Here is a 25,671-nt window from a genome sequence, read left to right as displayed (position 1 = left end):
ATCGATATCCTGCGTGGAGTTCTACTGCGTTACGAAGCAACTGCCGCCGGCGCTCTGCAGCTTCTCGCACAACGAGATCGCCGCCTCGCGCGAAGCCATCGGACCGACGCGGACACGGTAATAGATGCCTTTGTCGCCGAGATCGGCCTGAAGGATCATGGCCTCCTGGCCTCCGAGAAGCTGCGGAAAACGACGCTGCAGATTGCTGTAGGACGACCGGGCCTGCTCTTCTGAACGCTGGGAGCTGACCTGAACCGCCCATCCGGCCGGCGCCGTGGAAGCGACCTGCGGCTCTGACGCATTCGAAGTCGGCGCCGAGGCGGTCAAGGAAGAGGCCGACGCCGCCGGCTGCTGCGCGGTTTGCGCCGAGCTGGGGGACGGTGCGACGAGATCCGGCACAGTCGGTCGGGCCTGCGGCAGGTTCGCAACGTCGAAGCTCGGCGTTTCGGAGGCGGTAGGCGTTTCGCCGAGCCCATTCGGCTCCGCTCCCGCTTGCGCGTTACTTCCGCTTTCGTCAGCAGGCATACCGCCGTCTTCTGGCTGCACGCGCACGCTCTGCACCTGGACGGGCTCCGGGTCTGTCGCTGGCGCGGGCCCGGCGAGTTCCTTCGGCTCCTGAGGGGTAGCTGCCTGACTATCGGGAGCGTTTTCCACGATCGTGCCATCCGGGCGGACCGTCAAAGTGCGAACTTTCTTGGGCCCAATCGGTGTGACCTGTGGCCCGACCTGCGGCTGAGCCGTATCGTCCGAAATGCGCGCGGAGATCTTGCCGTCATCGTCTACCGCGGCGGCTCCATCATCGGAGGCCTCGCCCTCTTGCGCGTTCGGCAACACGATGCGAGCGATTTCCCGCGGCTCTTCATTCCGGTCGACGAGCTTTTCGTCGGTCTCGGGGTTGCGGCCAGAGACGCGGTCGAACACGGCCTGGCCGACCTCGTCGTCTTTGTTGTCACCCGGGCTTTCGACGGCCACTTTCACGTCGCTGCCATCGGCGGTGATGACGGGAACAGTCCCATCTGAATCGCCCTCACCTCCGCCAAGCATGGCAATGACGCCGCCGCCGACAACGACGACGCCCAACACGGCGGCAAGCGCCATCAGGCCTTTGCGGCGTCCTTTGCGTCCATCGCCCTCATCATCCTTACGGATCTGACCATCGGGATCGCCGTCGGCGCGACTGACGAGTGGATCACTGTCGACAAGGAACGGAAATTCTTCGTGGCTCGGCTCGGGGGTGTCGGCGAGATCATCGCTTGCGGGCCAGTCGCGCTCCGTGCGCGGGGCGCCGGCCTGAACGTGCGGGACATAGGGTGCGCGCGGCTCGCGCACCTGCGAGACACGCTCATCCTCGGTAAGATCGGACCGGTCCGATTCCCCATAATCCGATTGTCCATAATCGGCGCCGCCATGCTGCGGCTCCGACCATGACGGTTCCTTCCTCTCCGACTGGGCCGCGAGCTCGCCCGGGAGTTCATGCTCCATCCAATGCGCAAAATCTCGAGCCGCATCATGATGGGATTGGGCGTACGGACCTTCCGGAGCGTCATAAGGCTCCTGCGGCGGCTCTTCATAACCAGGAGACTGACGCGAATTCTCATACGCGCCATATGGCTCAGAGGCCGGATAACGATCCTCGGAGGCAGATCGCTCGTCGTCAAATTCCTCGGCGGCAGGACCGCTCGGAAACCGTGTCACCAGAGATGCAAGAGGGTGCTCGGCGCGCGGCTCGTGGCTCTGCCAATGCGCCGGCTCTTCCGGCCGTTGCGGAGGCTCGGGCACGAACCGGGGTTCCGCACGCGTGTAGGTCTTGGGTGTGTAGGGCTCAGGCGTGTAGGTTTCGGGCTGGCGCGCACGGTTCGATTGCTCGAATTCGCGCATCAGCTCGGCCTCGAGTTCGGATGAGAACGCGTCCACGTCGGGCTCCCGCCTCGCTGGGGCAGCCTCGGGACGTGGCGACGGACGATAATATGAGCTGTCTTCGCTGACGATACGCGCCAGCTCGACGAGCGGATCCTCCTCCTCGGGGCCGGCAGGTCCGCCGCTGGGGCCATGATGCAAGTAGGAGGTTTTCGGACGTTCATCCGCCATCGGGAAACCTTACGCGTTGTTCCGGTAACGCCGGGCGCTCCTGAGACTCAGCGCATCTCCTTGGGCGCCTCGACCCCGAGCACCGACAAGCCCGCTCGGATCACCATGCCAACAGCATCCACCAAGCCAAGCCTCGCTTTTGATATCTCTATATCATCAGGCTTAATGAAGCGTAATTGCGGCGACTCCTTGCCTCTGTTCCAGTGAACATGAAAGGAATTCGCTAGATCGTAGAGATAATACGCAATCCGATGCGGCTCTCTGCTCTGGGCGGCAAGCTGCACGATACGCGGCCAGTCACAGAGCTGCTTGATGAGCTGGAGCTCGCCAGCGTCTTCGAGCCGGATGAGCCGCTCGGCTGAGGCGAGTTCTGCAGGCGTCTCGTCAACCTCCGGCATTTCCTGCGCAAATTGCCGTCGCACGGAGGCCGTCCGCGCATGCGCATACTGCACGTAGAAAACCGGGTTGTCCTTCGACTGCTCGGTCACGGTCTGAAAATCGAAGTCGAGCGGTGCATCCGCCTTGCGGGTCAGCATCATGAAGCGAACCGCGTCGCGGCCCACCTCGTCGACAACGTCGGCGAGCGTCACGAGATCGCCCGCCCGCTTCGACATTCTGACGGGTTCCCCTGCCCGGAAGAGCCGAACGAGCTGTGACAGCTGCACTTCGAGCTGGCCCTTGCCTTCAGAAATGGCTTTAACCGCGGCCGTCATACGCTTGACGTAGCCGCCGTGATCGGCGCCCCAGACATCGATCATATGAGCGAAGCCGCGCTCGAACTTGTCGAAGTGATAGGCGATGTCGGAGGCGAAGTAAGTGTAGCTGCCGTCCGCTTTCTTCAGCGGCCGGTCGACATCGTCACCGAACGACGTCGCCCGAAAGAGAAGCTGCTCGCGCTCGTCCCAGTCTTCGTCCTCGTTCTCCTGCCCCTTGGGCGGAGGCAGAGTTCCCCAATAGACGAGATCGCGCTCTTCAAGCCACGCGATGAGTTCCGCCACCCGATCACGGCCGTTCCCGATCAGCGAACGCTCGGAGAAAAACACGTCGTGACGGATATTGAGGCTGGCGAGATCGTTGCGGATATTCTCCATCATCGCAGCGATCGCGAAGTCGCGCACCAGAGGCAGCCAATCGGCTTCATCCTGGCCCTTGAGCGCATCACCATATTTGTCGGCCAGCGCCTTGCCGACGGGAACGAGATAATCGCCCGGATAGAGCCCCTTCGGGATCTCGCCGACCGTCTCGCCAAGCGCTTCGCGGTAGCGCAGATAGACGGAGCGCGCGAGCTGATCGACCTGCGAGCCGGCATCGTTGATGTAATATTCGCGCGTCACCGCCTGACCAGAGGCCGCCAAAAGGTTTGCGATCGCATCACCGACGACGGCGCCGCGGCAATGACCGACATGCAACGGTCCGGTGGGGTTGGCCGAGACGTATTCGATGTTGACGGCCGCACCCTGCCCCGCCGGCACGTAGCCATAGCGGTCGCCGGCTTTCAGGATGGCCGCGAGTTCTCGCGCCCAGAAGGATTGGGCCAAGCGCAAATTGAGGAAGCCAGGGCCGGCGATCTCCACCGCGTCCACATCGTCGTGGCGCGAGAGCTCGGCACCGAGCCTGGTCGCGAGATCGCGCGGCTTCATCGCCAGGGGTTTTGCGAGCACCAGCGCAGCGTTGGTGGCAAGGTCGCCGTGCGCGGCATCGCGCGGCGGCTCGACCACCACGCGCGCAAGAAGCTCCGGCGCGATCTCGCTTTCCGTTACGACCCGGGCGATAGCGGCCCGGACCCGCTCCGCAAAATCATCAAAAAGGTTCATGCTGGAATATCCGTTGCCGTCTACGCGGCATACCGTTGATAGGCTTGGCCCCTAGCCGAGATCGGGGGTGTGGTCAAACAGGCGCCGATGCTCGGCAACCGCAAAGCCGTCGCTCATCCCGGCGATATAATCGGCCGCACGGCGGGCCCGCCTCCGTTCATCGCTCATATCGAGCTCGGCCTGCCACTCGTCGGGCAGGAACTCAGGCTCCGAATGCAGGCGCTCGAAGAGATCCGTGACGATCGCCTCACCGGCATGGGCCGCTCGCATGACGCTCTCATGGCGATAAAGCCGCGAAAAAAGAAAGCCTTTCAGCTCCTTCTCCTCGCGCGCCAGATTCGCCGAGAAACCGACCGTCGGCTCGCCGGCATGGGTGACCGCACGCACCGACGCCGCACCCTCAAGCCGTCTGGCCGTCTCGACAAGCACATCGGTGATCATCACGGTGATCAACCGCCGCGTGAGCTCGGCCGCAAAACGCGAGCGCTCCAGCGCGGGAAAGGTTCGATCGAGTTCGCCGATGATGCGCGCCGTCAGCGGAACCTCGACAAGGTCTTCCAGATGCAGGAGGCCGGAGCGCAACCCGTCGTCGATGTCGTGCGCATCATAGGCGATGTCGTCGGAAATCGCGGCGATCTGGGCTTCCGCGCCTGCATAATTTTCCAAATCGAGGTCGAGCGCCTCATTGAGCTCCATCACCACCGGAGAGAGAGCCGACGCCTTTCCTTTTAGCGGTCCGTTGTGTTTGACGAGGCCTTCCAAAGAGGCGCGCGACAGATTGAGACCGTCATAGCGCGCATAGCGCCGCTCCAGCCGCGTAACGACGCGCAGGCTCTGAACGTTGTGATCAAAGCCGCCATATTCGCCGAGAGCGGCACTCAAAGCCCGTTCGCCGGCATGGCCGAACGGCGTGTGCCCGAGATCGTGTGCAAGCGCGATCGCCTCCGTCAAATCTTCGTCGAGACCCAAGGGACGCGCAATCGAGCGCGCAACCTGCGCAACCTCCAGGGAATGCGTCAGCCGCGTTCGGAAATGATCGCCTTCCGGCCGGATGAAGACCTGCGTCTTGTGCTTCAGTCTCCGGAACGCAGTGCAATGCACGATCCGGTCCCGGTCACGCTGGAACGGCGAACGCAGAGGATCCTCCGTCTCCTCATGCACACGGGCACCTCCCTCTTCCGGGCCTGTGGCGTAAGGCGCTTTCCAGCGGGCGCCGTGCTTGAGGAGATGACGAGGAAGGCTCGCACTCATGATCTGGCTACGATTGACTTGCGGGGCGGTGCTTCTTAGCTACGATGGATTGAGATGAGCAAGGTGGCCACCATGACCGAGGCCTCGACGATCAGCGCCCCGACGACCGAACAAGCCTCAGAGACGGCGGTTGTTTTGACGGATCGTGCGGCAAAGCGCATCGCCAAAATTCTCTCCGGCGAGCCTGAGGAGACGGCCCTGCGGATTTCCGTCGAAGGCGGCGGCTGTTCCGGCTTTCAGTACCGTTACGATCTCGTCCAGGATCCGCATGACGACGACGATCTCGTGCTCGCGCGCGACGGGGCGACGGTGCTGATCGATTCCATGTCGCTTCCCTTTATGGAGGGCGCTGTGATCGACTTCGTCGACGATTTGATGGGTCAGTCCTTCCAGATCAAAAACCCGCATGCCACCGCCTCGTGCGGCTGCGGCACCAGCTTCTCAATCTGACACACAGAACGCGCCGACCGACAAAGGCGCGCAGAGATCGGACAGGCCGTTGAAGATTGCCACCTGGAACATCAACGGCGTGAAAGCGCGTCTTGATGGCCTTGTTACCTGGCTCGGAGAAGCGAGCCCCGACGTCGTCTGCCTGCAGGAAATCAAATCGGTCGACGAAGCATTCCCCCGCGGACCGATCGAGGCGCTCGGCTACAATGTCGCCACGCATGGTCAGAAAGGCTTCAACGGCGTCGCGATCCTGTCGAAGCGACCGCTGGAAGACGTGACGCCGCGCCTTTCCGGCGACGAGGACGACGTCCAGGCCCGCTTCCTGGAGGCGATCGTGCCGGACGACAACGGCGGTATCGTCCGTGTCATCTCCGCGTACATGCCGAATGGCAATCCGATCGGGACGGAGAAATTCTCCTACAAGCTCGCCTGGATGGAACGCCTGGAGACTTGGGTGGACGAGCGGCTGGCGCTCGAAGAGCCCTTCGTTCTGGCCGGCGATTTCAACATCATCCCGGAGCCGATCGACGCCCGTCACCCGGAAAGGTGGACGGACGATGCCCTCTTCCAGCCCGAAACGCGCAATGCCTACAGGAAGCTTACCGCACGGGGCCTGACAGACGCCCTGCGCGCGGTGACCGATGCGGGCGACATCTACACTTTCTGGGACTACCAGGCCGGCGCCTGGCAGAAGAACAACGGCATCCGCATCGACCATCTTCTCCTGTCGCCCGAAGCCGCCGACCGTCTGGCAGGCGTGGGCATCGACAAGCATGTGCGTGCCTGGGAAAAGCCCTCAGATCATGTCCCGGTGTGGATCGCACTCAACTGAGGCCGACGTGAAGGTCAGGCGTTTTCGGCAAGCCGCTTCAGCTTTGCGAACATCGAATCGCTGTCCTCACCGTAATTGAGGGCTCCGACGAATTTTCCGTCCTGATCCATCAGATAGACGGACGCAGTGTGGTCGATCGTGTAGTCGCCATCATCGGTCGGAACCTTCTTGTAATAGATCTTATAGGCCTTCGCGATTTCCTCGATCTGCGCTTCGTTGCCGGAGAGCCCGCGGATATGCGGATCGAAGGCGGAGACGTAATCCTTCATCTTCTCCGGCCCATCGCGCTCCCAGTCGACCGAGACGAAGAGGAAATTGAGCTTCTCGGCATCGTCCCCCAGCCGCTTGATCAGACCCGAGAGCTCGTAAAGCGTCGTGGGGCAGACATCGGGGCAGAAGGTGAAACCGAAATAGATCACAGTCGGCTTGCCGCGGAAATCCTCCTCGCTGACGGTCCTGCCGTCCTCATCGACGAGCGTGAAGGGGCCGCCAATGGCGGCCACCCCAACGCTTTGCTGCAACCGTTCAGGAGGCGTCAGCAGACCGGCGAAGACCGCCGAAACTGCGAGAATCGCTACCGCTCCCGCAACGAACAGCCAAATTTTGCGCATCGACATCACTGAGCTTTGCCGTTTTCCGGCCTATCCATCGTGTGCCCGTCCATCTTCATCGCATCGCCGTTCGGGCCAGGAGCCCCCACAGCCGAAGCGGGCATTTCCACGTCGACCGAGCCAGCCTTCTCGAAAGTGAGCGTAACCGTGACGTTCGCCCCTTCTTCGATGGGAGCTGTCAAATCGATGAACATGACATGCAGGCTGCCGGGCTTCAGTTCGACCGTCGCTCCGGCCGGAACCGGGATGCCATCTTCGAGCTGGCGCATCTTCATCACGCCACCCGACATATCCATGGTGTGAAGTTCCACCCGGCGGGAAATCGGCGATGACGCGGAGACGAGACGGTCGTCCTCATCGCCGGTATTCGTGATCTTCAAAAACCCGCCGCCGGCGGTGGCCGAAGGCGGCGTCGCTCGTGTCCAGGGATGCTCGATCTCGAGATTGCCGAGCTTGTATTCGTGAGCGAGAGCGGGTGTGGCGACAAAAACGAGAGCAGCCGCAATGAGGTGTGCAACAAGGCGCATCGATTTCTCCATCTGCGCATAAAGAGAACCATCGGCAGAGGCCGGACGGGAAAAGGCGTCAGCTGGAGAGAACGGGTGGCGCTCGGGCTTCGGCTGCAAGACGCAGCTCGGACGGATGCGAGGCACTGCCCGTAACGTCGCGGCCAACCACAAGAAATGGCCCGTAACCCGCAAGGAGAATAGCGCCATCTTGCGGCACCGCAGGTAGCATGAGGCCTGAGGAATGACAGAGCGCAGAACAACAGGGGCATGACCCGTTGTCGTGGTTCTTGCCTTCCCCCTTGTGGTCAGGCGATGCGAGCGGATTGCACAGGGCGGTCGAGTTGCCCCCGGCCATGAAGCCGATGGCATAAGCGCCTGAAACGCCCTGCAAAAGAAGCATATAGGCGACGACGATGGCGATCAGGCCACCGACGAATCTGTCACCGAGCACGTGCCTCATAAAGCGCATGACGAAGTCATGCCCGATCGCCGGGCGGAAGCCAATGGCAAAAAGCGGAAACTCAGTGGAAGGAATTAGCGTCGCGCAGCAATGCCGGCCCGGATGGCTCGGTCTGAAGAACGCTGGCTACACGAGACGGCTTGGACGACAGCGATCCACCGGATGACGGCAGCCTTCGTCGATAAGCGATTGCGAGGAGATGAAGCCCGCAGGCAGAGGAGAGACGAAAGCTATTTCGTCTTGCTCTTGGCGAGGTAATCCTCCGCCAGAGCCATAGCCGTGCGGCGATCGTTCTCGCTCGCAGCCGCAAAGGCCTCCTCATGGAGCGATTGGATGGCGTCGTCGCCACGGTAGGAATTGCGCGCGATTGAGAGCCACATCAGCCCTTTCACCGCATTGCGCCGGATGCCGATGCCGTCGAACAGGAGCCGCCCAAATTCCGCCTGGGCCTGCGCATGGCCCTTGTCGGCCGCGAGTTTCAGCCAGCGCGCCGCCTGACGATCGTTCTTTTCGCCGCCGCGGCCGTTCAGATACATCATGCCGAGCTGAAACTGGGCCTCCGGATCTGCGAAGTAGGACGCGGCATAGGAATAAAACCGCCGGGCCTTCCCCTCGTCGGCGACGACCGTTCCCGCGATCCCGTCACGAAAATAGCCTGCAAGCGCGACGAAGGCATCGGAGACAAAGCGGGCATCCGAGCCGCGCGGGTTGCCGTCGGCATAGTCGTTGGCGATCTTGGCGAAGATCCGAAAGGCGTGCGCGTCATCCTCGCTGACACCGTCGCCGGTGGCATAGATGCGCCCGAGCTTCCACAACGCGGCAGTGTGACCCTTGTCCGCGGCATAGGACAGCGCTTCCAGAGCCTCGGCCGTGTGGCCCTGTTTGTAGGCGATATATCCTTCACGAAACGCCTCGCGGGCCGACGTATCGGGATCGAAGGCGAAGGCAGGCGTCGCCATCGCCACCGCCAGACACGCGACCGGCAGAACACTACTGATCCGCATAGCACACCGTTTCCGCCGCGCCGCCCGGATGCGTCACGGCACCTTTTCGCGCCGCTCCGACGGTCTGCGCGTATTTCCACAAAGCGCCGGAGCGATAATCCGTCTCGCGCGGCGTCCATCTTTGACGCCGACGATCCAATTCCGTGTCGTCGAGCTCGACCGAGATCGTCCCGGCCTCAGCATCGATCTCGATGATGTCGCCATCCTGAAGGAGAGCGATCGGTCCGCCCACGGCCGCTTCAGGCCCGACATGGCCGATGCAGAACCCGCGCGTCGCGCCGGAGAAGCGTCCATCCGTGATCAACGCCACTTTGCTGCCCATGCCCTGCCCATAGAGAGCGGAAGTCGTGGACAGCATTTCGCGCATGCCAGGCCCACCTTTCGGGCCTTCATAGCGGATCACCAGAACGTCTCCCTCCTGGTACTGGCGGCTCCGCACGGCCTCAAAACATTCCTCTTCCGTATCGAAGCAGCGCGCCGGACCTTTGAAACGCAGATTGGTCATGCCCGCGACTTTCACGATCGCGCCATCAGGGGCGAGATTTCCGGAAAGACCGACCACGCCGCCTGTCGGGCTAATCGGTTTGTTCGCGGGATGAACCACGTCCTGCTCATCGTTCCACTGAACATGTTCCAGATTTTCGGCAATTGTGCGGCCGGTGACTGTCATGCAGTCTCCGTGCAAGAATCCGTTATCGAGAAGCGTTTTCATCAACAACGGGATGCCGCCTGCCTCGAACATATCCTTGGCGATATACTTTCCGCCTGGCTTGAGATCGGCAATGTAGGGCGTACGTTTAAAAATTTTCGCAACTTCGAAGAGATCGAAGTCGATGCCGCATTCATGCGCGATCGCCGGCAGATGCAGCCCAGCATTCGTGGATCCACCCGAGGCTGCAACCACCGTTGCGGCGTTCTCCAACGCCTTGCGCGTCACGATATCTCGCGGACGGATCTGCTGCGCGAGAAGCTCCATGATCTGCTCGCCGGCCGCATAGCAGAAACGGTCACGGAACTCATAGGGCGCCGGCGCGCCGGCCGAATACGGCAGAGCGAGACCGATCGCCTCGGAAACCGTCGCCATGGTGTTGGCCGTGAACTGTGCCCCGCAGGCGCCGGCTGAAGGACAGGCAACCGCTTCCAGCTCGGCAAGATCCTCGTCGGTGAACTCGCCGCTCAGATGCTTCCCGACGCCTTCGAAGACGTCGAGGACGGTGACCTCCTTACCGCGAAAACTGCCGGGAAGGATCGTCCCGCCATAGATGAAGATCGACGGCACGTTGAGGCGCACCATCGCCATCATCATTCCGGGCAGGGATTTGTCGCAGCCGGCAAGACCGATCAGAGCGTCGTAGCAATGGCCCCGCATGGTCAGCTCGACGGAATCGGCGATCACCTCGCGCGACGCGAGCGAGGCCTTCATCCCGGCGTGCCCCATGGCGATCCCATCGGTCACGGTAATGGTGGTGAATTCACGCGGCGTACCTTTGGCCGCTGCAACGCCCTTCTTGACGACCTGCGCCTGTCGCGACAGCGCAATGTTGCACGGCGCGGCCTCGTTCCAGCAGGTCGCCACACCCACGAACGGCTGATGGATTTCCTCAGTCCCGAGACCCATCGCATAGTAATAGGAGCGATGCGGTGCACGCGACGGCCCCTCCGTCACATGGCGGCTTGGCAGACGTGACTTATCAAAACTTTTCGCGTCCATGCCCCTAAGCCCCATGAACTCTTGCCCCAGGTGGAGCCTTCGCCATAAAGCTCCGCCTGCGCTTCGTTTATGACTGAAACGTGGCGCTTGTTAATGGGTCTAAGGGGGTGAGCTTCTCGCGCTAAGCGGCTGTTGCGCAATGGCCACAGCGACTCTCCGCACGGAGCCGTTTCACACGACAAAACGCGACAAATGTGAGGCGACGCTTCTGCAAGGCGACGCTTCGGCCGAAGCACCCTGCGTAGGAATAGACACGCGACGGGGCCGTAGCGATGGCCCCGTCAAATGCTCCGATCAGCGCGTATCGCTCAGCCGTCCGAGCGCGGCGGCCAAACGTTCGCGATCGGCGACGTATTCAGCGCGTTTCTCACGCTCTGCCGCAACGACCTCTTCAGGGGCCCGGGCCACAAATTTCTCGTTGCTGAGCTTTTTGTCGAGGCGTGAGATCTCGCCGTCGACCTTGCCGATCTCTTTCTCAAGGCGCGAGCGTTCGGCATCGAAGTCGATCACGCCTTCAAGCGGCAAGGCACAGGTCGCCTCGCCCACGAGAAACTGTGCCGCGTTCTTCGGCACATCCGGGGCGGTCGAGATGGCGTCCACCCGCGCGAGCCGTTCGATCGCCGCCTGATGGCGGGCAAGCCGCTCCTGCGTCAGCTCGGAGGCCGCGCACACCACGAGCGGCGTACGGGCACCGGCCGGCACGTTCATCTCCGCACGAACCGATCGGATCGACGAGACGAGCAGAACCAGCCAGTTGATGTCGTCCGCTGAAGCCTCGTCGCCAAACGCACTTTCCGGCCAGGACGCGAGTGCCAGAAGCCCGGCCCCCTCTCCGCCGAGTTCATCCCAAAGCGCCTCGGTGATGAACGGGCTGAAGGGATGCAGAAGTTTCAGGATATCGACGAGAGCCCGGCCGGCAACCGCCCGCGTCTCGACCGCGGCCGCTTCATCGTCTCCGTCGAGCACCGGCTTGATGAGCTCCAAATACCAGTCGCAGAACGTGTCCCAGACGAAGTGATAGATGGCATCGGCCGCCTCGTTGAAGCGGTACGCCGTGATGCCTTCGGTGACTGCGGCAACCGTGCGGGCAGCTTCCGTCAGGATCCAGCGATTGACCGGCAGTTTCGCCTCGGCCGGATCGAAAGTCGTATCCAGCCGGCAGCCCTTCATCTGACAGAAGCGCGCGGCATTCCACAGTTTGGTTCCGAAATTGCGATATCCGGCAACACGTTGCGGAGAAAGCTTAATGTCGCGTCCCTGCGCCGCCATGGCGGCCAGCGTGAACCGCAGCGCATCCGCGCCGAACTCCTCGATGAGCTCCAGCGGATCGATGACGTTGCCTTTCGACTTCGACATCTTCGCGCCGTGCTCGTCGCGCACGAGGGCGTGGATGTAGACGTCCGCAAAGGGCTCCTGCTTCATGAAATGCAGTCCGAACATCATCATCCGGGCGACCCAGAAGAAGATGATGTCGAAGCCCGTCACGAGCACGTTCGTCGGATAATAACGGGCGAGCTCCGCCGTCTCGTCGGGCCAGCCGAGCGTGGAAAACGGCCAGAGCGCCGAGGAGAACCAAGTGTCGAGCACATCCTCGTCGCGGTCGAGTTTCACCCGGCTGCCGTAATGGCGGTAAGCGGCGGCTTCCGCCTCTTCCTCGGAGGCCTCGACAAAGACCTCGCCATCCGGCCCGTACCAAGCGGGAATCCGATGTCCCCACCACAGCTGGCGCGAAATGCACCAGGGCTGGATGTTCTCCATCCACTCGAAATAGGTCTTTTCCCAATTCTTCGGGACGAAAGTCGTGCGCCCCTCGCGAACGGAAGCGATCGCAGGCTTCGCCAGGGTGACGGCGTCCACGTACCACTGGTCCGTCAGGAACGGCTCGATCGGCACGCCGCCGCGATCGCCGTGCGGCACGACATGGACGTGCTCTTCGATCTTCTCCAGAAGACCTCGCTCATCCATCATCGCGACGACCTTGTCGCGCGCCGTGAAGCGGTCCTGCCCATGAAGAGCCGCGATAGTTTCGGCGAGTTCTGCACTCTCCGAAACGTCGCGCAGAAAGTCTTCGTTGCCGTCGAGGACGAGATTGGCCTCCACGTCCATGACGTTGACCATGGCGAGATCATTCCGCCGGCCGACCTCGAAGTCGTTGAAGTCGTGAGCCGGGGTGATCTTCACAGCGCCCGAGCCGGCTTCGGGATCGGCATACTCATCCGCAACGATCGGAATACGGCGGCCGACGAGCGGCAGGATCACATGCTTGCCGATGAGATCGCGGTAGCGCTCGTCTTCCGGATGCACGGCCACGCCCGTATCGCCCAGCATGGTCTCGGGCCGGGTGGTGGCGACGGTGATGTATCGGCCTTCCTCTCCCTCGATCGGGTATTTGAAGTGCCACAGATGCCCCTTCATCTCGACCTGTTGCACTTCGAGGTCGGAGATCGCCGTCAGGAGCTTCGGATCCCAATTGACGAGCCGCTTGTCCTTGTAGATCAGCCCTTCCTTGTAGAGCTGAACGAACACCTTGATGACGGCAGCTGACAGCCCCTCATCCATGGTGAAGCGCTCACGCGACCAGTCGCAGGAAGCCCCGAGGCGTTTCAGCTGATTGAGGATCATGCCGCCCGACTCGGCCTTCCAGGTCCAGACCTTCTCCACGAAGGCCTCGCGGCCGATATCGCGGCGGCCCGGCTCCTGACGCTGCATCATCTGCCGCTCGACAACCATCTGCGTGGCGATGCCGGCATGGTCCATGCCCGGCTGCCACAGGACGTCCCTGCCCTGCATGCGGTTGTAGCGCACGAGCACATCTTGCAGCGTGTTGTTGAGTGCGTGCCCCATATGCAAGGAGCCGGTCACGTTCGGCGGCGGGATGACCACTGCGAACGTGTCTGCGCCGGGTTCCGCACCGGAACCGGCACGGAAGGCATCGGCATCAAGCCATTTCTGGGAAATACGGGGTTCGACGTTCTTTGCGTCGAAGGTCTTTTCTAACATGAGGGAAACGCACCATGGGCCCGGAAGCGGGCGCTGAAACCGCCGCGGTTAAACTGGTGCGCCCGCCGCCTGTCAACAAGCGGTCTGGATCAGCAGCCTGAACGGCTGCGAAGAAAGGGGTCGCCGCGACCGAGGGCCGCGACGGGCTTGATCAGCGACGTCCGCGGGAAACGCGCTCGATCTCTTCTCTGACGAGCCGCTCCACGAGCGGGGGCAGATTGTCGTCGAGCCATTCTTTCAGCATCGGCCGCAGCATCTCGGAGACGAGATCCTCCAAGGTGCGGGCATTCTGAGACAGAATGGTATGCGCCAAAGAATTGAAAGCGCCGGATACCGCCTCATCCGCATCATCGGACAAGAGCCGGTCCTCGGAGCGCGCATGCGCTTCATAAGTCGTCATAGAGCTGGGCTCCTTCGCCGCCGACCTCGCCGGCTCGACCGTCTCTGGCCCTGCGCGATGGCCAAAGGAAGGCTGCACGGCCTCCGGTACCGCCGTCTCGGCAGCCTTTGGTTCCTCAACCGGCTCAGGCTCCGGCGACGGAGCCTCAACACCGACGGCAGTCTCAAACGGGGCGGAGAAATCCGGAAAATCATCCTCCCCGTCGTCGGCCATGTCCTCGACGACAGACGGCTCTGCGACGGCGTCCGGCGCCGGGTCAGCAGGCTCATCGCCAGGCTGAGGGGTCACATGTTGAGGGGCAACAGACTGAGGAGCATCAGACTGAACGGCATCAGGCCGGGCGGAAGACACCGTCGGTTCGGCTTCGTCATCCTCGATGGCGACGCGGAGAGACCTCGAAGCACGCGCCTCCGACTTGTCGCCGTCCTCGGAAATGATCTGGCGGATCGACGCCAGGATCTCCTCCATGGTCGGTTCCTGTGCCGCGCTCGGATTAGCCATAAAATGCTCCCTGGGCAGAGGCCTCAGCCTCCACACATCGAATCGCTTTGGTTGTACATGCGCATTTGAAGGTTAAAGAAAGCCCATCACCAGGGGCTTAAACGCATAATCCCCAGGCCGGGCACGCGAGATGCGTGCACCGTCTGAGAGAGCAAACTCTGCGCAATGGCCGCGGCGCGTGGGACGGGACGCCTGTGCGCTGGGCGGCACCGGCATCGATAAAAGGCGCAAGAGCGCGTGGCACTGGCGGAAATGGAGCTATCCGCGGCCCCAGCGATTCTGAAGCCGAGGAGACCAGCCGAAACAAAAGAAACCGTTTCGTTCGCCTCAGCGACCGTCCGGCGTTCTCAGACCGAACCACTTGTCCTTCACGGCCTCGTAATGGGCTTCCGCGTGATAGCGCTCCACCGGGAGGTTCAGAGCATCTGCATTTAGCCGGCCCACCGCAGCGAGCAGCGAGAAAGCCGCCACGATGCGGTCACGCTGGCTCACCACGCGATTGACGTTGGCGTCGAGAAGCGTGCTGCGGGCGTCCAAGACGTCGAGCTGTGTGCGCTGACCGACCCGCTGTTCCTCGATCACGCCCTGCAGGGCGATATCCGAAGCGGCGACCTGCGCCGTGGCAGCGAGAATCGAGGCGTTGGTCGCCTCGAGAGTGCCCCAGGCCGCAACGGTCGAGGCACGCACCTGCTCGCGCGCCACATCCACCTCGATACGCCGCTGGCCAAGAAGCTCCTTCGCCTGCCGCACCCGGGCCGAAACCGAGCCGCCCTGATAGATCGGAATCGAAACACGGCCGATGATCTGCGCCGTCTCGGTGTTGTCAGGCCGCCCGACGCCGATCTCTTTCTGCAGATTGCCGGTGACGCTGACGGTAGGCAAAAGCTCGCCCTCGATCCGCTTCGCATCATAGGCAGCCGCATCCATGGCGTATTGCGCCGCAATGATGGACGGATGCCGGTCGAGACTGAGCGAAAGCGCCTGCTGAAGCGAGCTCGGCAATTTGTTCCGGAACGGGAACGTCAGCTGAAGATTGTTGGCCTCGTGACCGACGACCTGGCGATAGATCGCCTTGCTGGCAACGAGATTGGCTTCAGCCAGGCTGAGGTTCGACTGCGCAAGGCTCAACTCGGCGCGCGTCTGCGCCACGTCTGTGCGGGTATTCTCGCCAACGTCGAAGCGGTCTTGCGCGGCTCGCAATTGCTCATCGAGAAAGTCGATATTCTGGCGTCGCAACCGCAACAGCGCCTCGTCACGAAGCACATCCATATAGGCTTGGGCTGCATCGAGAAGGACGTCCTGAACCGTACTTTCCAGCGCAAAGCGACTGGCATAGACGTTGGAGGTCGCGCCGCTCACCGCATTACGGGTCTGAAACCCGTTGAACAGGTTCTGCTGAACCTGAACACCGACTGCGAGGTCCGAGGTGTTACGGCTGAAATCGGCTCCTACGCGCCCAGAACGTGCATAGCCGCCAGTATGCGTACCGTCGATTTCTCCGTAAGCGGATACCTGAGGCCGGTTTCCGGCCTTGGCGATCGGCACGTTCTCGTCGACAGCGCGCGTTTCGGCACGCTGAGAATTGATCGTCGGGTTGTTCCAATAGGCTGAGGCGAGCGCCTCGGTGATGCTCTCTGCTCCGGCGGGAGAAGCCAGAAGCGTAGCGGCGAGAACAACGCCCAGGGAGTATCTACATGGGGTCAGGAGCACGACGTCTACCGGAAGCTGCGACCGCCGCTCGCGGTCATATGGGTTTTAACATCAGATGCACGAAACTCGCCGCCTTTGCTACGACCTCCGGCATTTCTATTATCGGCTGCGGCCCTTCTGCAACACCCCGCAATCCGGCATCGAAAGCCTCAAAAAACGAACTCGCGCTTGCGCTCAAAGCCCGGAATGACTGGTGCCGTCGCATCGAGAACCGGCCTGCCGCTGGTATGGGTACCGACGCGCGAATAGAGCATCACACGCCCCGCCTCACCGTTCATCTCGATCGTGGCAAGCCGGCCGTATTCGCTCAGCTGCTCGAAAATCGCCGGCGGAATCACCTGGATTCCCCCTGCGATGAGAATCGCATCGTACGGCCCCTCTGAGGGATACCCCTCGGTCAGAGACCCTTCGACGATCGCAACGTTATCGATTTTCAAAGAAACCATATTGGCCTCTGCGGCGTGACGCAGCTCCTCGTCCGGCTCGACAGCGACGACCGCTTCGGCAAGACGCGCCATGAGTGCCGAGGCGTAGCCCCGCCCGCAACCGAGATCGAGCACCACCTCCTTAGGTGTAATCTCCATCGCCTGGATGATCCGGCCGAGAAGTGCGGGACTGAGAAGCACGCGTCCTGGCGATTCGAGCGGCAAGTCCAGGTCGGAATAAGCGAAAGGTTGCTGCACTCCGGACACGAAGCGCTCGCGGGGCACATTCAGAAATGCCTGAATGAGTTCACGATCGGTGACGTCCCGGGTGCGGATCTGGTTGTCGACCATCCGCTGACGCAGGGTTTCATTGTCTGTCATGGCTCGTTCCTGACCGTTGCGTCGTCTTTCCTAGCGGGGGTCGAGCGGTGCGACAAGCAAGGCCGCCGGCAAACATGGAAAAGCCCGCAGAAAGAGCTGCAGATCGTAGCTCAAGACCGTCTAGGACAATCTCAACAGGAGGACGCGAACTCATCTTCGGAGGTGTGAGTCGTCTCTGCGAGGTGTGAGTCGTCTCTGCGAGGTGGGAGTCGTCTCTGCGAGGATGGGAGAGCTCTGGAGGCCTCGCCCGGAATCGAACCGGGGTATACGGATTTGCAGTCCGCTGCGTCACCACTCCGCCACGAGGCCAGAGGCGCTCCCGTAGCAAAGCTTTGCCGGTCCGACAAGCACAAGCAGCCCCCGCGGCAAAAAGATGCTGCGGGGGGCTGCATCCCGCTTTTTGGGAAGCCCAGGCCTCGTCGCAGGGGCTTGAGTTGCGCTATGAGGCCCGCGGGCAAAGGAAAACGAAATGTATCATGGCGGCGACCCGGCGGCGGCGGGGGCTCTCTACGGCATTTTCCGCGACGACTGGCTCGATTTGTCGACGGGAATCAATCCCCATGCATGGCCATGGCGGGAACGCGTCAATCTCGACGACGTCGCCCTGGAGCGACTGCCGTCCCGGGGTGACCTCGACTCAGTGATGGCCGCAGCAAGAGACGCTTACCGGGTTCCGGAAGGCGCCGAGATCCTGCCCGTGGCCGGCATCGAGCCGGTCATACGCCAACTCCCCTCTCTCATGAGGAAGGCGGTTCTTCTCGACACCTCGTATGCGTCCTATCGCACGGCTTTCGATAACCAGATCCCTGTCATCCGGGCGCCGAGCGAGATTCCGGCGCGCACAAGCGTCATTCTGGTCAATCCCAACAATCCCGACGGGAGAGTTCTGTCGCCGGAGACGATTCTGTCGCTCGCAGAGAGCCGGCAGGACGCTGATCTCGTCGTGGTGGACGAAGCTTATGAGGACGCGCTGACTGAACGCACGTCGGTGATCCCGTTCATGAGCCGGATGCAGAATCTCGTCGTCCTACGTTCGTTCGGAAAATTCTACGGCCTGCCCGGACTGCGCCTCGGCTTCATCATCGCGCACCCGCAGCTCCTTGCGCCGCTGCGCGAGCGCCTCGGAGACTGGCCCATCTCGCAGCTGGCGATCACCATCGGCCGTCAGGCGCTCGCCGACAGAGAATGGCGGGAAAAGACGCGCCTCAACCTCGACACGCGGGCACGAGAACTCCGAGCGCTCCTCGTCGCCCATGGCCTGCAGTTCGAAAGCCAGTCCCCACTTCTGACCCTCATTCGCGACGACCGCGTGGGCGAGATGCACCGCGGTCTTGCCGCGCACGGCATTTGGACCCGCATCTTCACCGACCGACCCGACTCGCTCCGCCTCGGGCTTCCGGGCGACGAGAGCGAATTTCGTCGGCTCGAGGTCGCTTTCAACGAGATTTTGCCATCATGAGCCGTCTTGTCGTTCTTGCCCTCGGCCTTCTGATCGACCGCCTCGTCGGAGACCCGGATGAATTGTGGAAGAAGATCGGCCATCCGGTCGCCTGGATCGGACGCTTGATCGAGGGGCTCGATCAAGGCCTCAACGATGAACGAAAAACCGGTGACGAACGCCGCAAGCGTGGCATGCTCGCCGTCGCCGTCCTTATCGGGCTCGCGGTCTTCGCGGGTGTCGTGCTGAACCGGATCGCAGCAGCACTGCCCCTCTCTCTGATCGTTGAAGCGCTGCTCGTCTCAGTCTTCCTCGCTCAGAAGAGCCTTTTGGAGCATGTCCAGGCCGTCGGCGACGCCATGGCAGAGGGCGGCATCGGCCCGGCGCGGAAAGCCCTCTCCTGGATCGTCGGCCGCGACGTCACCCAACTCGACGAAGCCGGCGTCAACCGCGCAGCCCTCGAATCGCTGGCGGAGAACTTTTCTGATGGGCTGGTGGCGCCGGCCTTCTGGTATCTCGTCGGCGGACTCCCCGGTCTCCTCGCCTACAAGGCGCTCAACACGGCCGATTCCATGATCGGACATAAGAACGAGCGCTATCAGGATTTCGGCTACGCCGCGGCGCGTCTCGACGATTTTGCGAATTATGTCCCCGCTCGGCTTTCCGCACCCCTCATCGCGGCTGCCGCGGCGTTCGCCGAAGCCTCCCCGAGACAGGCCCTGAAGGCCGCGCGGCGCGACGCGCCACTGCATCGCTCCCCGAATGCCGGCTGGCCCGAGGCGGCACTCGCCGGGGCGCTTGGCCTCGCTTTCGGAGGACCACGAAGATACGGGAACGACGCCGTCGAAGGCGCCTGGCTGAACGCAGAAGGCCGCCGCGAGGCGACGCTCAAGGATCTCCGCCGCGGATTGAGGCTCGCCGACGCGACATGGCTGCTTGGCCTGGCGCTGGTGGCCATCAGCGCGCTCCTGATCTGGGGATAACAGGCGCGCTTCCTGCACCCTCGGCGAAGCGTCACAGGAGTGAAGTCTTCGCCGCTCTGGGCTGGCGTGATCTCAGGCGCTCTTGCGCTCGTGCGAACCGCGAGAGGCCGCGATCTCAAAAATCCGGTCGAGCGACAGATGCTCTTCGAGATGCTGCGCCAGGGCATCGAGGACCTCTTCGACGCCCTCGTCGTAGCGCGTGCTGCTTGTCGCACCGAGATTGGCGAGGAAAGCCCCTCTGAAAGCGTCGGAGCCGAAGAGGCCGTGCGCATAGGTGCCCATGACGCGCCCATCATACGCGACAGCCCCATCCGGGTGCCCTTCGAGCATTGCGAACGGTTCGGAGCGGCCGGGCCCCACGGTCTCGCCGACATGGATCTCGTAGCCCGAGAACTCCGCGCCCGTGGCCACATGCACGCCCCGCACTGGCACCGTCGTCTTGTCGGCGGTGAGGTTCGTGGTGACGTCGAGAAGCCCGAGACCACGCACATTCTGAGGGGCGCCTTCGATGCCGTCCTTGTCCGCGATCAGGCGGCCAAGCATCTGAAACCCTCCGCAAATCCCGAGAACGTGGCCCCCCCGGCGCACATGCGCGGCGATATCGATATCCCAGCCGGCCTCGCGCAGCGCCGCCAGATCGGCGATCGTCGACTTCGAACCCGGAAGAAGCACGAGATCGGTGTCGCCCGGCAGCGCCTCGCCCGGCTCGAGGATGACGAGTTCGACGGACGGCTCCTGCCGCAACGGGTCGAGGTCGTCGAAATTGGCGATGCGGCCGAGACGCGGCACCACCACCTTCACGATGGCAGCACCTTTTTTCGGTGTCTCCGCGGGTTCTTCGAGCCCGAGCACATCCTCTGCCGGCAGCTTCGCGGCGCCCGGAAAATGCGGCACGACGCCGAGGCCGGCCCATCCGGTGCGCTCTTCGATGATCCGCATACCTTCGTCAAAAAGTGTAACATCGCCACGGAAGCGATTGACGATAAATGCTTTAATTAGAGAGCGATCAGCCTCATCAAGGATCGCATGGGAGCCGACGAGGCTCGCGATCACACCGCCGCGTTCGATATCTCCGGCGAGAATGACCGGCACATCTGCCGCCAACGCAAAGCCCATATTGGCGATATCGCCCTCACGCAGATTGACCTCTGCCGGAGAGCCAGCCCCCTCGACGACAACGATATCGGCAGCCTCGAGCTGCCGGTTGAAGCTGTCCATCACGGCGGACAGGAACTCCGGCTTGCGCACCGTGTAATCACGCGCCTTCAGCGTCGCTACGCGCCGTCCCTGCACGATCACCTGTGCGCCGATATCGCTTTCAGGCTTCAGCAGAACCGGGTTCATATGCACGGACGGCGGGACGCGGGCGGCCAGCGCCTGCGTCATCTGGGCTCGTCCGATCTCGCCACCGTCCGCCGTCACGCCGGCATTGTTCGACATGTTCTGCGGCTTGAAGGGTCTCACCTTGAGACCCCGATTGCTGAAAGCCCGGCAGAGGCCGGCAACCAGAAGCGACTTGCCGACATGCGAGCCGGTGCCCTGGATCATAATGGCGGGGGTACGAGACACGGTAACTCCGAAGGGTTGGCGAAAGAGCCTAGAATTCGATCCCGACCTGCGCCTTCACGCCGGACCGGAACGGGTGCTTTATCTGCGTCATCTCGGTGACGAGGTCGGCGGCCTCGATGAGCTCGTCCTTGGCGTTGCGGCCTGTCACGACGACATGCTTCATCGTCGGACGCGCCTCGATCACCTCGAGCACTTCCTCAAGCGGCAGATAATCGTAGCGCAGGACGATGTTGAGCTCGTCGAGGAGAACGAGATCGTGTTCTCCATCTTCGATCATCGCCTTGGCCTTTTCCCAGACCTCGCGCGCAGCGGCGATGTCATGCTCGCGATCCTGCGTCTCCCACGTGAAGCCCTCGCCGGTCGAGACCACGGTGATCTGATCGGAAAACTTCTCCAAAGCGTGGCGTTCGCCCGTTTCGCGCTTGCCCTTCACGAACTGCGCGATACCGACTTTCATGCCATTGCCGAGGGCGCGAAAAACGAGACCGAAGCCAGCCGTCGTCTTGCCCTTGCCCTTGCCCGTATGAACGACGAGAAGCCCCTTCTCGATCGTCTTTGTGGCAATGATCTTGTCTCGCGCCTCTTTCTTCCGGCGCATCTTTTCGGCGTGCTTCTGGTTGAGCTCGTCCTCGCTCAGCTCTGCCTTGCTCATAAACTTCCTCCGTTCGCGAGCTCGTGAAGTTCGTTGTGGATCGAGTTGCGCCGCGGCGCCCACAGGCCGCGCTCGATCGCTTCGTTGAAACGCGCCGCGATCTCTTTCAACGCCGGCGCATTATTGTCTGCCAGAAAGGCGCGCACATCCTCGTCTTCGAGGTAGGCGGCATAGAGCTGGTCGAAATGGTGGTGTTTGACCGCTGACGTCGTGGCCGCGAAGGCGAAGAGATAATCCACCGTCGCCGCGATTTCGAAGGCGCCCTTGTAACCGTGGCGCATGACGCCCTCGATCCATTTCGGATTGGCGGCACGCCCACGCACGACGCGCGCGAGTTCTTCATCGAGACCACGGATCACCGGCCGCTCCGGACGCGAATGATCGTTGTGATAGGCTCTCGGCGCCGACCCTTTCAGCGTTTCGACGGCAGACGAGAGACCACCCTCGAACTGATAATAATCGTCGGAATCGAGAAGATCGTGCTCGCGGCTGTCCTGGTTCTGCACGATGGCGTCGGTCGTCTTAAGACGCCGCTCAAAGAGCTTTCGTGTGCGCTCGCCACCTTCACCCTCCGAACCGCCGCCATAAGCATAGGACGACCATTCAAGGAACGCTGTGGCGAGATCTCCCCGCTCCTGCCAGATGCCTTCGTCGATCAGCGCCTGAAGGCCGGCACCATAGGCCCCGGGCTTGGAACCGAAGACCCGGAAGGAGGCTGCCCGGCGCGCATCGTCCACCCCCATCCCCGCCTCACCCAAACGGGCGCTGTCCTGGCGGATACGCGCGGCGATCGGATTGGCGTCCTCGGGTTCCTCGCGCTCCGAAACGGCGAGCACCGCCTGATGGAAGAGATCGATCTGATGCGGAAAGGCGTCGCGGAAGAGGCCGGAGATCCGCAGCGTCACATCGATGCGCGGGCGACCGAGCTCCGAGAGCGGCACGACGTCGATGCCCGTCACACGCCCCGAGGCCTGCTCCCATACCGGGCGCGTGCCAAGAAGCGCGAGCGCCTGGGCAATGTCGTCGCCGCCCGTGCGCATGTTCGACGTGCCCCAAACGGTGAGCGCCATCGCGGTCGGCCATTCGCCCTCGTCGGAGAAATAGCGCTCTGCCAGCAGCTGCGCCGAACGCCAGCCGAGATCGAAGGCGGCGCGCGACGGCACGCCCCGAACATCGACGGAATAGAAATTGCGTCCCGTCGGCAGGCAATCGGCGCGTCCGCGCGTCGGCGCGCCGGAAGGCCCGGGCGCCACGAAACGGCCCGACAGCGCAGCAAGCGTCGCGGCGATCTCGGCCCGGCCGGACCCATCGAGCGTCGGCGCGATCGCCTCGCGCAGTCGGGTCAACACCGCCTCGGTTTTTGGGCCCGGTGCATCGCGAGGCAGAGACAGGTTGGCTCCGTCGCCCGAAAGCGGAACATGGAGCGTGTCATCGGACGTCAGCGCGCCGGCCACAGGTGTTACCGCAGGACCTCCGTCGACCACTTCCAGCACCTTTTCAGGTTCCGCTGAAGGCCCGCCCGCCTCAGCTGCGGGAACGAGCGCCTCCACGAGCGCCGCCGCAAAGATCTCCAGCCGCTCCACCGTGTCGCCGTTGGTACGCCAGGCTGCGTCAGTGAGATCCGCCAGGAGCTTTGGCCGTTTTCCTTCCCATCGCTCATGGAGCACGCAATCGAGCGGGTCGAAGCGCAATTCGAAATCATCGGCGAGTGCGCGCAAAAGCGAGGCATCCCCGGCCTCGCCTCCGCCGCGGGGCACACGGGAGAGTGCGGCGAGCGTGTCGGTCCTCAGCCGCCCGGCCGGAGACTGACCCAGAATGTGCAACCCGTCGCGAATCTGCAGCTCTTTCAGATCGCAGATCTGCTCGTCGAGCTTGAGAATGATTTCCTCGCGCGATTCCCTGCCCGACGCGATCCCGAGATCGGCCAGAAAACCTTCGCTTTCCGCTCGCTCCACGATCGCTTCAGCGACCTTTTTCGAGCGCCGCGGATCGACGAGGTCGGCGGCCGCATACTCGTCGATCAGATATTCAAGCTCGGCCGCCGCGCCGTGGCTTTCGGCGCGCGTCATCGGCGGCATCAGATGGTCGATGACGACCGCGGCCGCGCGCCGCTTCGCCTGCGCCCCTTCGCCCGGATCGTTGACGATGAAGGGATAGACGAGCGGCACGGGCCCGAGGGTGGCCTCGGGAAAGCAATCCTGTGACAGCGCAAGCGCCTTGCCCGGCAGCCATTCCTGGTTGCCATGCTTGCCCATATGAACGAGCGCATCGGCCGCGAATGAGCGCCGCAGAAAGGCATAAAAGGCGAAATAGCCATGCGGCGGCACCAGGGCCGGGTCATGATAGCTCGTCTTCGGATCGACGTTGTAGCCGCGCGCAGGCTGCACGCCGATGACGACATGACCGAAGCGATGCAGCGCGAGCGCAAAGGCACCTTCGTCAGCGTCGAAGAAAGGATCGTCTTCAGCCCGCCCCCAGGCGGCCTCGACCTCGCTCTGAACCGTCTCCGGCAGCGCGCGGAAGAATTTTCGATAATCCTCGAGCGAAAGCCGCTCGCCGCCCGTGCGCTCGACCCGTCCGTCGATCGCGTTCGTGGGCCCGGCGAGGATCGTCTGCATCAAGGCCTCGCCCGTCTCGGGCGCGCCCTCGGTGTCATAGCCAGCCTCGGCCATCGCCGTCAGGAGCCGCACCGTCGATTCGGGTGCATCGAGACCGACACCGTTTGCGAGCCGGCCATCCTTGTTCGGATAGTTCGACAGAACGATGCCGATATGTTTCGACGCGTTCGGCTTCGTCGAAAGCTGCGCCCAGGCCGCCGCGAGATCGGCAACGAAGGCGACGCGGTCGGCAAGCGGGCGATGCGCCATCGGCCGGCACTGCGTGCGCGGCTCGAACGCTCCCTCTTCCTTGAACGAAATGGCACGGGTGATGAGACGTCCGTCAACCTCCGGGAGCACCACGTTCATGGTAAGATCGGAGGGTGAGAGACCGCGCGGATGTTCACGCCAGATCGCCTCGGACACACCTGCGAACGTCACCTGAAGAACCGGCCGCCGTCCGCCATCGAGAACGGTCTCGGCAGACGGATCGCCGGTCTTGCCGAGTGCGAAGGCGGTGGCGTTCAGGATGAGCGCAGGATCGTGTTCCTGAAACAGCCCCGTTACGAACTCTTTGTCCGCCGCCGCCTTGAGGCTTGAGACGAAAACCGGAAGCGGCCGCAGCCCCCGTTCGGCAAGAGCCGCAGAAAGCGCTTCCACCGGCGCCGTCTGACCCGATTGCACGAGGGCGCGGTAGAAGACGATTGCCGCAGTCGGCCCCTCGCCCTCAAGCTTCCGTCCGCCCTCGTAGACGCCGAAAGCCGGCACGTTCTTCGGTGGCGAAGGCGCCTCGTCATACCCGAGAAGATGGCCCGAGAACCGCAACGCGTTTTCGAAATTCTCCGCCCCGCCCTCGACCAGATAGGACCAGAGAAGCCGCGTTTCGTCGGCGCCGAGCGTGCCCTCGGCCGCAAGGTCGCCGTCCCATTTGGTATCGCCCGGCATCAGCGCCACTTTGGCGCCTGAGCCGCGCGCGATCCGTAGCGTCTCCTCGACGCCGTAGCGCCAATAGCCGACGCCGCCGAGAAGCCGAACGACGATCAGCTTCGCCTCGGCCAGCACCTTCTCGACATAGAGATCGACCGAATAGGGATGCGCGAGCGACATCCAGTTGGCGAGCCGAATGGCCGGAAAATCATCCGCCAGCCGGTTCGCCGCCGCAGCCAACCCGGCAATCTCGGTGTCGGCTGCGGAAAGGATGACGATGTCGCCCGGGCTCTGATCGAGGTCGACCGCTTCGGAAGCCGCGTCGAGCCCCCGACTCTGGCCCTTGAAGATATGCAAT

At 62.9% G+C, this 25,671-nt stretch carries 19 protein-coding genes and 1 tRNA gene; 4 read left to right on the top strand and 16 right to left on the bottom strand.

Annotated features, from left to right (window positions below; all coding sequences use genetic code 11):
- Positions 1-21: 21 nt before the first annotated feature.
- The 3 genes from NYQ83_RS00620 to NYQ83_RS00610 all read right to left on the bottom strand — a co-directional run bounded on the left by NYQ83_RS00620 (position 22) and on the right by NYQ83_RS00610 (position 5,153).
- A complete protein-coding gene (locus tag NYQ83_RS00620; protein WP_261211368.1) occupies positions 22-1,914 on the bottom strand; it encodes an SPOR domain-containing protein in 1,893 nt (630 codons plus the stop codon).
- A 221-nt stretch (positions 1,915-2,135) separates the two neighbouring features.
- A complete protein-coding gene (gene argS / locus NYQ83_RS00615) occupies positions 2,136-3,902 on the bottom strand; it encodes an arginine--tRNA ligase (RefSeq protein WP_261211366.1) in 1,767 nt (588 codons plus the stop codon).
- Positions 3,903-3,953: 51 nt separating this feature from the next.
- Complete coding sequence (locus NYQ83_RS00610; protein WP_261211364.1) at positions 3,954-5,153, bottom strand: deoxyguanosinetriphosphate triphosphohydrolase; 1,200 nt, start codon at positions 5,151-5,153, stop codon at positions 3,954-3,956.
- A 72-nt stretch (positions 5,154-5,225) separates the two neighbouring features.
- On the opposite strand from NYQ83_RS00610, the gene erpA reads away from it, so the two are divergent.
- Positions 5,226-5,603 (top strand): iron-sulfur cluster insertion protein ErpA, encoded by a 378-nt coding sequence (erpA, locus tag NYQ83_RS00605; RefSeq protein WP_261213876.1) that lies wholly within the window; start codon positions 5,226-5,228, stop codon positions 5,601-5,603.
- A 49-nt stretch (positions 5,604-5,652) separates the two neighbouring features.
- Positions 5,653-6,435, top strand: a complete 783-nt coding sequence (gene xth / locus NYQ83_RS00600) for an exodeoxyribonuclease III (protein ID WP_261211362.1) — start codon at positions 5,653-5,655, stop codon at positions 6,433-6,435.
- Positions 6,436-6,449: 14 nt separating this feature from the next.
- Here the strand turns inward: xth and NYQ83_RS00595 are convergent, their stop codons facing one another.
- The 10 genes from NYQ83_RS00595 to NYQ83_RS00550 form a co-directional block, all read right to left on the bottom strand.
- A complete protein-coding gene (locus tag NYQ83_RS00595; RefSeq protein ID WP_314733269.1) occupies positions 6,450-7,046 on the bottom strand; it encodes an SCO family protein in 597 nt (198 codons plus the stop codon).
- 5 nt (positions 7,047-7,051) lie between these two features.
- Complete coding sequence (locus NYQ83_RS00590; protein ID WP_261211358.1) at positions 7,052-7,573, bottom strand: copper chaperone PCu(A)C; 522 nt, start codon at positions 7,571-7,573, stop codon at positions 7,052-7,054.
- A gap of 58 nt (positions 7,574-7,631) precedes the next feature.
- A complete protein-coding gene (locus NYQ83_RS00585; RefSeq protein WP_261211356.1) occupies positions 7,632-8,006 on the bottom strand; it encodes a hypothetical protein in 375 nt (124 codons plus the stop codon).
- Between the two features lie 239 nt (positions 8,007-8,245).
- Positions 8,246-9,019, bottom strand: coding sequence for a tetratricopeptide repeat protein (locus NYQ83_RS00580; protein WP_128294161.1), 774 nt, complete (start codon positions 9,017-9,019; stop codon positions 8,246-8,248).
- Positions 9,006-10,730, bottom strand: coding sequence for a dihydroxy-acid dehydratase (ilvD, locus tag NYQ83_RS00575; RefSeq protein ID WP_234628147.1), 1,725 nt, complete (start codon positions 10,728-10,730; stop codon positions 9,006-9,008). The genes NYQ83_RS00580 and ilvD overlap by 14 nt, the downstream gene beginning before the upstream one ends.
- 294 nt (positions 10,731-11,024) lie before the next feature.
- Entirely contained in the window at positions 11,025-13,730 is a 2,706-nt protein-coding gene (locus NYQ83_RS00570) for a valine--tRNA ligase (RefSeq protein WP_261211352.1), read from the bottom strand.
- 151 nt (positions 13,731-13,881) lie between these two features.
- Positions 13,882-14,631: a PopZ family protein gene (locus NYQ83_RS00565; protein ID WP_261211343.1), complete on the bottom strand. Its 750-nt coding sequence runs from the start codon at positions 14,629-14,631 to the stop codon at positions 13,882-13,884.
- Positions 14,632-14,958: 327 nt separating this feature from the next.
- On the bottom strand, positions 14,959-16,341 hold the full coding sequence (locus NYQ83_RS00560; RefSeq protein WP_128294165.1) for a TolC family outer membrane protein: 1,383 nt from the start codon (positions 16,339-16,341) through the stop codon (positions 14,959-14,961).
- Between the two features lie 149 nt (positions 16,342-16,490).
- On the bottom strand, positions 16,491-17,147 hold the full coding sequence (locus NYQ83_RS00555; RefSeq protein WP_128294166.1) for a protein-L-isoaspartate O-methyltransferase family protein: 657 nt from the start codon (positions 17,145-17,147) through the stop codon (positions 16,491-16,493).
- Between the two features lie 235 nt (positions 17,148-17,382).
- A tRNA-Cys gene (locus NYQ83_RS00550) sits at positions 17,383-17,456 on the bottom strand.
- A 160-nt stretch (positions 17,457-17,616) separates the two neighbouring features.
- Between NYQ83_RS00550 and NYQ83_RS00545 the strand changes: the two genes are divergently transcribed.
- On the top strand, positions 17,617-18,606 hold the full coding sequence (locus tag NYQ83_RS00545; RefSeq protein WP_261211334.1) for an aminotransferase class I/II-fold pyridoxal phosphate-dependent enzyme: 990 nt from the start codon (positions 17,617-17,619) through the stop codon (positions 18,604-18,606).
- Positions 18,600-19,568, top strand: a complete 969-nt coding sequence (gene cbiB / locus NYQ83_RS00540) for an adenosylcobinamide-phosphate synthase CbiB (protein WP_409976967.1) — start codon at positions 18,600-18,602, stop codon at positions 19,566-19,568. Before NYQ83_RS00545 ends, cbiB begins: the two co-directional genes overlap by 7 nt.
- Before the next feature lie 72 nt (positions 19,569-19,640).
- On the opposite strand, the gene NYQ83_RS00535 is transcribed toward cbiB, so the two are convergent.
- The 3 genes from NYQ83_RS00535 to cobN are packed head-to-tail and all read right to left on the bottom strand — an operon-like array spanning position 19,641 to position 25,670.
- Positions 19,641-21,116 (bottom strand): cobyric acid synthase, encoded by a 1,476-nt coding sequence (locus NYQ83_RS00535; RefSeq protein ID WP_261213874.1) that lies wholly within the window; start codon positions 21,114-21,116, stop codon positions 19,641-19,643.
- A 49-nt stretch (positions 21,117-21,165) separates the two neighbouring features.
- Entirely contained in the window at positions 21,166-21,789 is a 624-nt protein-coding gene (gene cobO, locus NYQ83_RS00530) for a cob(I)yrinic acid a,c-diamide adenosyltransferase (protein ID WP_128294169.1), read from the bottom strand.
- Positions 21,786-25,670, bottom strand: coding sequence for a cobaltochelatase subunit CobN (cobN, locus tag NYQ83_RS00525; RefSeq protein ID WP_261211330.1), 3,885 nt, complete (start codon positions 25,668-25,670; stop codon positions 21,786-21,788). The genes cobO and cobN overlap by 4 nt, the downstream gene beginning before the upstream one ends.
- Between the last annotated feature and the right edge of the window lies 1 nt (position 25,671).

The organism is Afifella sp. JA880 (assembly GCF_025379905.1).
In the GTDB taxonomy this organism is placed as follows: Bacteria; Pseudomonadota; Alphaproteobacteria; order Rhizobiales; family Afifellaceae; genus Afifella; species Afifella aestuarii.
This window is presented reverse-complemented; position numbering and strand designations above follow the sequence as displayed.

What these genes read in the sequence shown, in the direction of transcription:
- argS (WP_261211366.1), bottom strand. Translation starts at nt 3,902, where the DNA reads ATGAACCTTTTTGATGATTTTGCGGAGCGGGTCCGGGCCGCTATCGCC.
- NYQ83_RS00610 (WP_261211364.1), bottom strand. Translation starts at nt 5,153, where the DNA reads ATGAGTGCGAGCCTTCCTCGTCATCTCCTCAAGCACGGCGCCCGCTGG.
- erpA (WP_261213876.1), top strand. Translation starts at nt 5,226, where the DNA reads ATGACCGAGGCCTCGACGATCAGCGCCCCGACGACCGAACAAGCCTCA.
- NYQ83_RS00595 (WP_314733269.1), bottom strand. Translation starts at nt 7,046, where the DNA reads ATGCGCAAAATTTGGCTGTTCGTTGCGGGAGCGGTAGCGATTCTCGCA.
- NYQ83_RS00590 (WP_261211358.1), bottom strand. Translation starts at nt 7,573, where the DNA reads ATGCGCCTTGTTGCACACCTCATTGCGGCTGCTCTCGTTTTTGTCGCC.
- NYQ83_RS00580 (WP_128294161.1), bottom strand. Translation starts at nt 9,019, where the DNA reads ATGCGGATCAGTAGTGTTCTGCCGGTCGCGTGTCTGGCGGTGGCGATG.
- ilvD (WP_234628147.1), bottom strand. Translation starts at nt 10,730, where the DNA reads ATGGACGCGAAAAGTTTTGATAAGTCACGTCTGCCAAGCCGCCATGTG.
- NYQ83_RS00570 (WP_261211352.1), bottom strand. Translation starts at nt 13,730, where the DNA reads ATGTTAGAAAAGACCTTCGACGCAAAGAACGTCGAACCCCGTATTTCC.
- NYQ83_RS00565 (WP_261211343.1), bottom strand. Translation starts at nt 14,631, where the DNA reads ATGGCTAATCCGAGCGCGGCACAGGAACCGACCATGGAGGAGATCCTG.
- NYQ83_RS00555 (WP_128294166.1), bottom strand. Translation starts at nt 17,147, where the DNA reads ATGACAGACAATGAAACCCTGCGTCAGCGGATGGTCGACAACCAGATC.
- NYQ83_RS00545 (WP_261211334.1), top strand. Translation starts at nt 17,617, where the DNA reads ATGTATCATGGCGGCGACCCGGCGGCGGCGGGGGCTCTCTACGGCATT.
- NYQ83_RS00535 (WP_261213874.1), bottom strand. Translation starts at nt 21,116, where the DNA reads ATGATCCAGGGCACCGGCTCGCATGTCGGCAAGTCGCTTCTGGTTGCC.
- cobO (WP_128294169.1), bottom strand. Translation starts at nt 21,789, where the DNA reads ATGAGCAAGGCAGAGCTGAGCGAGGACGAGCTCAACCAGAAGCACGCC.